The organism is Nostoc sp., from assembly GCF_036917535.1.
Taxonomy (GTDB): Bacteria; Cyanobacteriota; Cyanobacteriia; order Cyanobacteriales; family Nostocaceae; genus Nostoc.
This window is the reverse complement of record NZ_JBALDA010000030.1, coordinates 19,147-30,738: the sequence shown is the minus strand read 5'-3', so window position 1 is coordinate 30,738 and position 11,592 is coordinate 19,147. Positions and strand designations below refer to the sequence as shown.

The window sequence follows — 11,592 nt, the reverse complement described above, 5'->3', positions numbered from 1 at the left end:
CTGAAACTTGACTCTAACTACACTGACGCTTACTACAACCGAGGAATTGCTTATTACAACAAACAAGACTACGACAGCGCTATTGCTGACTTTAATCAAGCCTTGAAACTTGACCCTAACTACTTCAACCAAGTCCTGAAACTTGACTCTAACTACACTGACGCTTACTACAACCGAGGAATTGCTTATTACAACAAACAAGACTACGACAGCGCTATTGCTGACTTTAACCAAGTCCTGAAACTTGACTCTAACTACACTGAGGCTTACTACAACCGAGGAATTGCTTATTACAACAAACAAGACTACGACAGCGCTATTGCTGACTTTAACCAAGCCCTGAAACTTGACCCTAACTACATTGACGCTTACTACAACCGAGGGCTTGCTTACCGTAACAGAAAAGACTACGACAGTGCCATTGCTGACTTTAACCAAGCCCTGAAACTTGACCCTAACTACATTGACGCTTACTACAACCGAGGGAATTACTACTGTAAGAAAAAAGACTACGACAGTGCCATTGCTGACTACAACCAAGCCCTGAAATTTAACCCTAACTACACTGAGACTTATAACAACCGAGGAAATGTTTATTATAACAAAAAAGACTACGACAGCGCCATTGCTGACTACAACCAAGCCCTGAAACTTAACCCTAACTACACCATCGCTTATTACAACAGAGGAAATGCTTATAAAAATAAAGGCAACAAGGATCAAGCCGTAGAAGATTACAAGAAAGTCCTTGAATTAAACCGTGATGTTCAGTTAAGCCAACTTGCCGAAAAACAACTTCAAGAGTTACTGTAGTGAAACTGCTATTAACAGTAAACCAAAAAGTTTTTTCCAAAGAGCGATCGCTACACACGCAGCAAGCATCACCAACAAATGACTACAGAGATTCATGTTCTTTAATAATACTAAGTAAATAAAGAAGAGTTATCATATTTTGAACCAGTGCAAAATATGAAATGATGAAAGCAGTGTGTCGTAATATTGGCTGAAAAAGTTGACTGTTTCATCTCTACGAAAAACCACTCGGAGCGAGTCTATAGAAGAACTAGCTTTAACCGATTCAGAAACCCTTGACGAGGTTATTGAATGTTTAGTAGAAAATTTTTCTATTGAAACTCAAGATGTATGTGACGGGCAAACTTTATTTGAAATTTTAGTAAAAGCAGCAAGTAGTGGAGATAGTATTGAGAACACAGCTAAAACATTAAAGAACGTTCCTACTTCCAATGATATTAGATATCATCTCAACAAGATTAACAATTTTGAAGAATTAGAAATACAAATAAATCAAGTATTGAAAAGCCGAATTTCTCTGGGATTAAAAAATGGTTGCCTAAAAATAGCAATTGATTTAAATCTGATTTGTTATTATGGTAAGCCAACGTCAGAGGAATTACTATACATATATCGAAGTGAAGCTAAATCTGGTACTAATTCATTCTATGCCTATGCAACTTTATATGTTATTACTAATAACAAGCGTGTAACCCTGGCAATAAGGGGCATAAGACGGTTCGATACCAGTGTTGCAATTATTACTTATTTACTGGCGGAACTTGACTTTATTAAAATAAATGTAAAAAAGCTTTACCTAGATAGAGGCTTTTTTAATACTCCTCTCATTCGTTGGTTACAGGCATTAGATATATCATTTATGATGCCTGCTATTAAAACGGGAAAACAAGGAGGAATCAAACAATTATTAAAGGGTAAAAAAGTTATAAAACTACCTATACAATCGCAAGAGATAAAGATGATTCAGTTACCTTTAACTTATGGATAGTCTGCAAATATAGAAAGGGCAAGAATCATCAGCATGGAGTACAATATTTTGTTTATGTTGTGAACAATATAAACACAAATTTAGATTATATTTATCAAGACTATCGAAAAAGATTTGGCATTGAAACTAGCTATCGGCTCAAAAATATTTGTTGCATTAAAACAAATAATAAAAATCCAGTTATGAGATTACTATTTATTGGTATATCTTTCCTTCTCGTTAATATTTGGGTTAATCTTCTTTGGCTCAGAATCAGTCGTACAAGGAAAGGGAGTCGATTAATTTATCGCACTCTTTTCACGCTCAAACAGATGTTAGCCTTTTTATCTCAAGCTATTGAACGTAAATATCAAGTAGTCGAAAACATTTATATTCCCTCAGGTTAGTATTAAAAAAATATCAATCAGCTAATCATAAGTAATATCTATACTATGTTTACTGGTTAAAGAATTGTGTATCAAGAAGTATCAAAACATATAAGTATTTTAGCGTTTGCTCTTTGAAGAAAAACTTTTTGGTTTACTGATAATTTCCTACTAATGTTAGCAAGTAAAGACGCGAGGAAAGGTTTAATGAATACTGTTGTGCTAAATCTAGAACCGATTGCTCATTTAACCGATGAGCAATTTTATCAATTGTGTATTGCCAATCGTGATTTAAGCCTGGAAATGAACGCATCTGGAGAATTAATAATTGTGCCACCAGTAGGAGGAGAAAGCGGAAATCAGGAAGCTGGACTGATTGCTGATTTAGAGATTTGGAATCGTCAAGCTAAATTAGGGAAAGTTTTTAGTTCTTCAACTATCTTTATACTTCCCAACGGTGCAAAACGTTCTCCTGATGCTGCTTGGGTAAAATTGGAGCGGTGGGAAGCTTTAACACCAGAACAACGAAAAAAATTTCCGCCACTTGTACCCGACTTTGTGATTGAACTGCGTTCGGAGACAGATCGCCTTGCACCGATTCAAGAGAAAATGCAGGAATACATTCAAAATGGTCTGCCCTTGGGTTGGCTGATTAATCCTCAAGATCGCCAAGTTGAAATTTACCGACTTTTAAAAGCTGTAGAAGTTGTGCAAATGCCAACGATTGTTTCTGGAGAAAATATACTACCTGGATTTGAGTTGCAATTATAGGTAGGCTTTTAGATTCAATTTATAGTTTTGAAATACATCTTGCTCAGTAGATAAAGCAAATTATATAGTGTCCTTAGATACCCGTTATCGTATGTAATTACTCACGGATCGCCTATTTCAAATTGAGCTAGGAAAAAGCAGAACGATTTAATCAAGGTTTTAGGCAATAATGCAAATGTACTGCTATACAGACTTTGTGCGATCGCATAAAAATAGAGTTTTTAGAGCGGGGTAATACTTTAAGGGGAATTGAGAGAAATCGCTAAAATCATTACAATACCTAGAGTTCTCTGAGTGTATATAATTTCTGTAACTCCGACAAAAATGTTATATTCTCTGAATTGCTTGGAATAACAGATTTACTTGTGGAAACTTTCCGACAGAGGAATTAATCTTAGGGAAACGTCCTACGAAATTCAAAAAAGCGTGTTAAAAATGGTAACTGAACTAAAAACATAGCTTTTGAAAGACTAGGGAAAGTTGATTACTGAAGTATCATCAACATCTAGGGTGGAAAAACTTAATATAATTAGCTGTTCTAAAGAATGGTTAAACCTGTTGGTGTAATTGACTAATCAAGCAAGTAATAAGTTTGCAAGTACAAGGTACAGGTTTCAATGGCACCGCCTCTTGTGTCTGTTCAAATGAAGAAAAATAAGAAATCGTCTCTGGTGCTGACGCTCTCGGCTGCTGGGTTATTGATTAGTGCGGGGAGTGTAGCCTACTGGTTGTTAGCCCAGAGACAAACATCTTCTAGTGATTTGCTAGTAGGTGCAAATATTATTCCTGGTGATGCCCTGTTTGCGGTTTCCTTAACAACAGATCCTCAGCAGTGGCAGAAATTGCGGCAGTTTGGGACAAAAGAAACCCAAACAGAACTGGACAAAAATTTAGTAGAGTTACGCGATCGCTTTCTAACTAATAATGGTTACGACTTCCAAAAAGATATCGCTCCTTGGGTAGGCGATGACGTGACGATCGCAATTCTTGCCCCAGCAACAGGGAATAAACCTGCACCTAAACCAGTTACCACCAATGAAAATGCTGCCAGCGATCAGCAATCGATGGTAATGGTATTGCCAGTGAAAAACCCAGAAATCGCCAAAAGTATTTTGGCACAACCCAAAATTCTTAAACAAGGCAAATGGAGCGATGTCTACGACGGGCTACGCCTACGCACTTATCAAGGGATCGCCATTAAACAAAGTCAGGGACAAGCAGGGCAAAACTTCTCGGCTGCATTACTAGATGGGCGTTTTTTAGTCATAACTGATAGTCCCAAAGCCACAGAACGAGCCATCGACGCTTACAAAAATAAAACATCCCTAGCTACAACAGGCGGCTTTGCTGAGAATTTCCCGAAAATTGCCAACTATCAACCCTTTGCCCAGTTTTATGTAAATGTGCCAACAGCAGCTAAAATAGCCGCAGTTTCTCCAAACCGCCCTTTACCTGCTCAAGTTTTGGCTCAACTGCAAAATAACCAAGGTTTAGCAGGGACAATAACTTTAGAGTCAGAAGGAATCCGCTTGAAGGGCGTTTCTTGGCTCAACCCTAATAGTCAACGAGTGCTGGCGGTGGAAAATAAAGCTGGGAACATGCAAAGCCGCATACCAGCAGAAACCTTAATGATGCTTACTGGCAGCAACTTACAGAGGTTATGGAAAGACTATGTTTTAACATCTCAGGGAAATCCTTTATCACCGATCGCACCAGAACAGATTAGAGGTAGTATAAAATCCCTTACCGATCTCGATTTAGAGAAGGATTTACTTAGTTGGATGAAAGGGGAGTTTTCATTATCAGTGATTCCTGCTACTCCAAAAGAAGGTTCGCCAAATGATTTTCGTGCGGGTTTGCTGTTCATGGTACAGACAACCGATGCCTATAGTGGGCAAAGCCTACGCAAATCTGCTGAAGCATCCATCAGTCAACTGGATGAAGTGATGAAAAATCAATACCAGTTCCAAGTGCAACCGGGGAAAGTCGCAGGTCAACCCGTTGTTAACTGGGTATCACCTTATGGTACGTTAACTGCAACCCACGGTTGGTTAGATGGAGATGTCGCCTTTTTGATTGTGGGCGCTCCGATCGCGGATAAAATTGTTCCCAAACCTAACTACACACTAGCTGGCACTCTTCCCTTCCAACAAACAGTTCCTACAGAACCCAATCCGACGAATGGTCAATTTTTCCTGGATGTGGAACGAACTGTGAAAAATTTCCCTTTACCAACTCTAATTCCCAATCAACAAACTTTGCTAGATGCAACGCGCACAATTGGGATGACATCTGCTGTCAGCGATAATCGCAGTAACCGTTACGATATTTTTATCGAACTTAAAAAAGTTACCAACGCGACTGCGTTGCCTAGTCCAGAAAAGAGTAACTCTGTTAGATAGGGGAGCAGAAGAGGCGGGGGAGCAGAAAAGACAAGGGGGACAAGGGAGGACAAGGAGGAATTATTGAAAATTTCTCCCTTGTCTCCCCCTTCTTTCTTGTCTCCTTTGTCTCTTCTCCATGCCCAATGCCCAATGCCCCATTCCCGATTCCCTTTTAAACATATAGGATCAAAACAGTCAGAATTGATATTTTAAATTATCCACGGAGAGAACACTTTATGAATTTGGTTGCACTCCAGAACTGGCTGGACAATGCGTCCTTTGCCATATTATTCCTGACAATGCTGGTGTATTGGGGAGGAGCGGCTTTTCCGAATCTGCCTTATCTAGCCGCTTTGGGGACAGCTGGGATGGCGATCGCTAATTTGTGTATAGCTACTTTACTAGGAGCACGATGGATCGAAGCTGGTTATTTTCCCTTAAGTAATCTCTATGAATCTCTGTTTTTCTTAACTTGGGGAATTACCGCCATCCATCTGATTGCCGAAAATAGTAGCCGTAGCCGCTTAGTAGGAGTTGCGACAGCTCCGGTGGCAATGGCGATCGCAGCTTTTGCTACCATGACACTACCATCCCAGATGCAAGCGTCAGAACCCTTAGTACCTGCCTTGAAATCAAATTGGCTGATGATGCATGTCAGCGTCATGATGTTGAGTTATTCTGCTTTGATGGTGGGTTCCTTATTAGCGATCGCTTTTTTAATTGTCACTCGCGGTCAAAACATCCAACTACAAGGCAGTTCTGTTGGTACTGGTGGCTATCGCAGCAACGGCTACCGCTTGCACAAAGCATCTGAACTAATTTCTCAACCACCAACCCCTGCTGTTGAAAATAACGGCTTTGCCCGTTTTGAAACTAGTAGCAACGGCAACGGTAACGGAAACACTGCTGTTTTGGATTTAGTAACTACTCCTGAATCTCAAGCTGTTGCATCTGCTGAACCTCTTTCACCCCAGCGCCTTAGCCTTGCCGAAACCCTCGACAACATCAGCTATCGGATCATTGGACTAGGATTTCCCCTGCTGACAATTGGCATCATTGCCGGTGGCGTTTGGGCTAACGAAGCCTGGGGTTCCTACTGGAGTTGGGACCCGAAAGAAACTTGGGCATTAATTACTTGGTTAGTGTTCGCCGCCTACCTTCACGCCAGAATTACTCGCGGTTGGCAAGGGCGTCGTCCGGCAATTTTAGCCTCCGCCGGCTTGCTTGTTGTTTGGGTTTGCTATCTCGGTGTAAATCTTTTGGGTAAAGGTTTGCATTCTTACGGTTGGTTTTTCTAAAAACCTCACTAAGACAATACTGAGTATTGAGTATTTTACTTTTACTCATAACTCAGGACTTAGTAAAATCTTGCGTAAAACTATGGTGAGTTAAGTATTTAAGTTGAAACCCAGAGGAGGGCAGAGTTTTTCTTTGCCCCTACTCTTACAAACTCCCTAAGAGTGATTGCGCCAGACAAAAATTATTACTGATCACAACCAGGGACTAATGGCCATTGTACAGACGCGATTAATCGCGTCTCTGACCAATGACTAAATTATCATTTTATTTCGGATGAACTGTCATATCTCTGGAAAATATAGATTTATTGACAGGAGATTTTTATGGAAGATGGATTCGAGATACTAAACCATGATGAAGTTGTGTCTATAGAACCGGACACTTTTAATAAGTTAAATATTGCTAAAACTTTTAAAGTCCGTGATTTGATTACAGCAATTAAGGAATATGTTGGAGCAGAAGAAACGGACGAAGTAAATTTGTATACTCAAGGATTAAATTGTGAAGTTTTACAATTTAGTACTATGGGATGGAAAAAAGGAAAAGTTAGACTTGCTTTAGAATTTTGTCCTGATGAATCTGAGTCACCACTTGAGGAAGTTTTTCAAAAACTCAAACAAGTGGAAAACTAATACTCAATAAGCAAAATAACCCCGCTTATTTAATAAGTGGGGTTCTGATACTCTCTATATTTGCAAATAAAATAGGATGTGCTAAATTGCTATCAAAATTAATTAATAAAATAAAGATGTACTAACAATTTAGTCGCCGGAAGCCACGTTTAGAAGTTTACAAATTAGTTAATAATGCTTATGAATTTCAAGATGGTAATCCTGTTTGGCTACCAGAGATTGGTTTAGGAATTAGCATGGAACAGGGAACTTATCTAGGCATTCCTCGTGAGTGGTTATATTGGTATAATCAACAGGGGCAAAGGTTTTTAACACCAGAAGAAGACAAAAAACTTGCTCAACAACAAACACAGCAAGCACAGCAAGAAGCTCAACAAGCACGACGACGTGCAGAATTATTAGCAGAACAGTTGCGTAGACGCGGAGCGGCTTGTCGTTAGACATCGCTTGGTGTAGATCCTGATTCTCTCACCTGAATTGCTCTGAAGATTCATCAATGAACTCAAAGGTGCAATTGGAAAATGTACAGATAACCAAGAGACTAAACTACAAAATTATCCCGTTATATCGAAAAGCATTATCCCAAACATAATCAATCACTGCTTTAGCATCATCCAAGGGTAGAACGTGACATGCTCCTTGGCGATCGTAGGCTAGTAAAGGAATTTCTGGTGCATTGTCTGTTGTTTCGCTATTTTGAATTACTTGACCGCGAATATCTTCTAGATTGCTTAGAGGCCCTTGAATATCAAAGTTAATCTTTGTGCCTAATTTATTGTCCATCCAAGTTTCGATGCGAGAATCTAATTGTTGAGGAGTTAATGCTGTGGGGCTAGTAAGTAAATGATAGTATGCCAAAATAATTTCCTTAGATTCTTCTTCTTCTGCTAATTCAATAAACATTTGAAAAACACTATAATTGTTAGCTAAATTCTTGAAAAATAGCGTATCAGTTACAATTTTCTGAAATTTAATTTTTTTATTTTTATAATTAGTGTATTGCGTAAAGGCAAATCCACCTAAAGCGATCGCTAATGATAAAGCTGCCACCAAGACGGGCATAAAATTTCTGACTTTATCCAACTCTATATTTAATGATTCAACCAAAAAAGTAACATTTAATACTAGTACAATTGCAGCAACTAGCAATAATAAATTCGGCAATGTTCTTAATATCAAAGGAATTGCCGCACCAATCGCCGGAATTCCAAATAGTAACCGATCTTTCCAGGTCATACTTGTTTTTACATTGGGAAAAATTAAGTCAACATCTAGTTTAGGAATATTTTTGTAGAAGTAAACATACATCTTACCGGGAATGAATTTTAATTCTTGGATCTTGTCTTTCTTAGCACAAAAGTAAGCTACTTCTTTGAACTTGACTAATAAAACAATCCGTTCAAAAATATCAATCGTTTTTTCTGATTGCCAAAAGAAGAATTTTTTTACTAAAATTTTTTTAGAACTATTACCCCGGTAATAACAAATTAAGCGGTCAAAATCCTCAAAATTTACTTGAGTTTTCAATTCAATTAGAGATTTGTTTGTCAACGCTCTTTTTAAAATCGATTCAGGCAAAAAAATATAATTAGCTCTTTCAACAATATGCTCAAAAGCTTTAACTACTTTTAACTCCATGTCATCATATTGTTCAAATGTTGGTGGAGTTATTGGTTGAATCTCTGCATTAGGGTTAAAGGGTACGTAGTTATCTTTGATAACTTCTAAGGTTTTGTGGAAGCGAAAGTGATAGTATGCAATAAGGATTTGGCAGAAATCTTGAAATTTTTTGACATCAGCTTCATCTAGCTGACCGTCTTGTAGGCAAAGTTTGATAATATCACTGCGAGTATAGGGAATAAACGCTTCTCGATTTTCGGAAACAGCCATATTCAAAGATGAATCAGAATCTAACTAGGGTTTGCCACATCCCACAAAAACGGCGGCCATGAAACATTACAGCAGATTGCAGGTTTATGAAGTACAGTAACAACAGTCTGTAAACCAGTTTTTTAGATGTTTCGGATTAATCAAATCAAGAGCCGTTGCAATTAAAACATCAACCATTTTTGTTGTGGTTGGAGAGAATTGACGTAAAAAAGCTTGATTGTTGTGACCACCAAAGTTCAATCGGATTAAAATCAGGAGAATACGGTGACATATTGAGAACACTGGCACCCACCGATTGAATCAATGGTTCAATTGAAGCTACTTTGTGAGATGGTACATTATCCATAACAACTACAGCACCCGTCCATAATTGGGGGAGCAAACATTTTTGGATAAATACTTCAAATGCATGGACATCCATTGAGCCATTCATCGTCATGACAGCTAAAACTTTTTTTAAACTTATAGCTCCAATAACCGTTACTTTCGCACCTCTATAAAATGGTTTTAAATCATACGCTCTTTGCCCACACGGGCTGCGAGCTAAGGAACGCGTTAAACCAAGTAAAACACCGATTTCATCGATGAAAACCAAGTTTTCTGGGTCTATAGCTTTCACTTTTTCCCAAAATTCGCACCTGAGCTTTTGGACTCTTTGTGTGGCGCATTGACTGCTACGTAATGTCTTTTTTTTGTGTGAGGTTTTGTCTTTGCAACGCCCGGCACATGGCACTAGTACTTACCCATTTATCGTAAGTTTGTCCCCAATATTCACAATACTCGGATAAAGTAGCATCTGGATATTTTTCTACCATTTGAGCTAGCTCAATAAAATGTTTATCTAAATCACTCTTCATTCCTCCACCTTGTTTTTGTGGCTGCACATGACCTTGAGTTCTTTTGAGTAAAAGGAGCCTTTGTACAAAAGCTTTACTTACATCGAACCTAGAAGCTAGTTTTCTAATTGATGTATCACCTTGAGAGTATGCCTCAATTATTTTTTCTCGAAAGTCGATAGAGTAAGCTTTCATAGTCCCGGTTGATGCACTAGCCTTTAGTGTACTCTATCTATCTACCTGCAATCTGCTATATGTCTTCATTGGCAACTAAATTCTAGTATCTTGAGTGGTAAATCTAGCAGTTTTTTCCTGAGCCGAGGGAAAAAGTAAGTAGGGATATTTGCTTTACCTTGCACATCTCCAAGGCGTTCTGTTATTTTCAAAGACTGATTGAAAAGTGCGTAGGCGTAGCCCGTTGTAAACATAGCTCAGCATAAATCTTGATTTTCTCATTTAAATTACCATCAAGATTCATTTATAAAATAAAGATGTACTTATAACTGAGGAATGGGAAATCAATCATGCTAAATTACAATCCATTAGCTTGTTTGCCCTCATCTGAGGAGCTACCTGACTCTGACGATACCCCCGTGGATAATGAATTACAAGATTTGATTCCTGGTTTACTAAAAGCGCTTCTAGCAATAGCTTGGCCAGAACGCATGGATTGGTTTTTTGGTGTAGATATGGGTATTTATTATGACCCAGATTTACCAGCAATAGTCCCAGATGGGTTTTTGAGTTTGGGCGTAGAGCGATTTTATGATGAAGACCTCCGCCTCAGTTATGTGCTTTGGGAAGAGAAGAAATTACCGATATTATTGTTGGAGGTAGTATCTAAAATATACCGTGGTGAGTACTCGACCAAAAAAGCAGACTATGCAAGATTGGGAATTTTGTATTATGTAGTTTACAACCCATTTCGTCGCCGCAAGCCACGTTTAGAAGTTTACAAATTAGTTAACAATGTTTATGAATTACATGATAGTAATCCAGTTTGGTTAACAGAAATAGGTTTAGGAATCGGCATCGAACGAGGAACTTATCTAGGCGTACCACGAGAGTGGATGTATTGGTATAACCAACAAGGACAACGGTTTTTAACACCAGAAGAAAAGGAAAAACTTGCAGCACAAAAAGCTCAACAAGCAGAACAAAAAGCTCAACAGGCGGAACAAAAAGCTCAACAGGCAGAACAAAAAGCTCAACAGGCACAGCAAGAAACCCAATTATTACGAGAACGATTGCGATCGCTTGGCGTAGATCCTGATTTAATCTAAAAACTTTCTGCTACATTCACAAAGTCCACACTAATAGAAAGTCAAGTAATCTATAAATATAAAAGTAGTATTAGAACCAAGTGATGAAGAGGGTTATACAGTTTTCGTTTTTACACTTCCAGGATGTATTAGTGAAGGCAAGACTGTTGATGAAGCGGTAGAAAATATTCGAGAAGCGATAAAACTTTACTTGGAACCACTGGAAGAAGAATTGATAATTGAACAGGGAGCCATATTGCCTAATCGCAAAGACGCGATAAATCGCCGTCTCTTGCCTTAACCGAACAGTATTGCTATTGCAAAGCAGGGAGAGGTTTGTCGAATTTACGTT

10 protein-coding genes and 2 pseudogenes are annotated in these 11,592 nt (G+C 38.5%); 9 read left to right on the top strand and 3 right to left on the bottom strand.

Annotation, left to right across the window (positions count from 1 at the left end):
• The 7 genes and pseudogenes from V7K56_RS09520 to V7K56_RS09490 all read left to right on the top strand — a co-directional run.
• A partial coding sequence (locus tag V7K56_RS09520; RefSeq protein WP_334909820.1) for a tetratricopeptide repeat protein occupies positions 1 to 813 on the top strand: 813 nt, incomplete at its 5' end.
• A 199-nt stretch (positions 814 to 1,012) separates the two neighbouring features.
• Positions 1,013 to 2,187: pseudogene (locus V7K56_RS09515) on the top strand (ISH3 family transposase).
• A gap of 186 nt (positions 2,188 to 2,373) precedes the next feature.
• Positions 2,374 to 2,937, top strand: coding sequence for a Uma2 family endonuclease (locus tag V7K56_RS09510; protein WP_334909817.1), 564 nt, complete (start codon positions 2,374 to 2,376; stop codon positions 2,935 to 2,937).
• A gap of 617 nt (positions 2,938 to 3,554) precedes the next feature.
• Positions 3,555 to 5,339: a DUF3352 domain-containing protein gene (locus V7K56_RS09505; protein ID WP_334909815.1), complete on the top strand. Its 1,785-nt coding sequence runs from the start codon at positions 3,555 to 3,557 to the stop codon at positions 5,337 to 5,339.
• 218 nt (positions 5,340 to 5,557) lie between these two features.
• Positions 5,558 to 6,619, top strand: coding sequence for a c-type cytochrome biogenesis protein CcsB (gene ccsB, locus V7K56_RS09500; RefSeq protein WP_334909813.1), 1,062 nt, complete (start codon positions 5,558 to 5,560; stop codon positions 6,617 to 6,619).
• A 324-nt stretch (positions 6,620 to 6,943) separates the two neighbouring features.
• Positions 6,944 to 7,252 (top strand): KGK domain-containing protein, encoded by a 309-nt coding sequence (locus V7K56_RS09495; protein ID WP_334909811.1) that lies wholly within the window; start codon positions 6,944 to 6,946, stop codon positions 7,250 to 7,252.
• A gap of 134 nt (positions 7,253 to 7,386) precedes the next feature.
• Positions 7,387 to 7,692, top strand: a pseudogene (locus tag V7K56_RS09490) (hypothetical protein); the annotation flags it as partial.
• A 106-nt stretch (positions 7,693 to 7,798) separates the two neighbouring features.
• Here the strand turns inward: V7K56_RS09490 and V7K56_RS09485 are convergent.
• The 3 genes from V7K56_RS09485 to V7K56_RS09475 form a co-directional block, all read right to left on the bottom strand.
• On the bottom strand, positions 7,799 to 9,142 hold the full coding sequence (locus tag V7K56_RS09485; protein ID WP_334909809.1) for a TMEM143 family protein: 1,344 nt from the start codon (positions 9,140 to 9,142) through the stop codon (positions 7,799 to 7,801).
• Between the two features lie 169 nt (positions 9,143 to 9,311).
• Complete coding sequence (locus tag V7K56_RS09480; protein WP_334909807.1) at positions 9,312 to 9,761, bottom strand: transposase; 450 nt, start codon at positions 9,759 to 9,761, stop codon at positions 9,312 to 9,314.
• Between the two features lie 55 nt (positions 9,762 to 9,816).
• Positions 9,817 to 10,173 (bottom strand): helix-turn-helix domain-containing protein, encoded by a 357-nt coding sequence (locus tag V7K56_RS09475; RefSeq protein WP_334909805.1) that lies wholly within the window; start codon positions 10,171 to 10,173, stop codon positions 9,817 to 9,819.
• 329 nt (positions 10,174 to 10,502) lie between these two features.
• Here V7K56_RS09475 and V7K56_RS09470 point away from each other — a divergent pair, with 329 nt between their 5' ends.
• Entirely contained in the window at positions 10,503 to 11,261 is a 759-nt protein-coding gene (locus tag V7K56_RS09470) for a Uma2 family endonuclease (protein ID WP_334909803.1), read from the top strand.
• Between the two features lie 52 nt (positions 11,262 to 11,313).
• The gene (locus V7K56_RS09465; protein ID WP_334909825.1) at positions 11,314 to 11,541 is read left to right on the top strand and encodes a type II toxin-antitoxin system HicB family antitoxin; all 228 of its coding nucleotides are present in this window, start codon (positions 11,314 to 11,316) and stop codon (positions 11,539 to 11,541) included.
• Positions 11,542 to 11,592 lie beyond the last annotated feature (51 nt).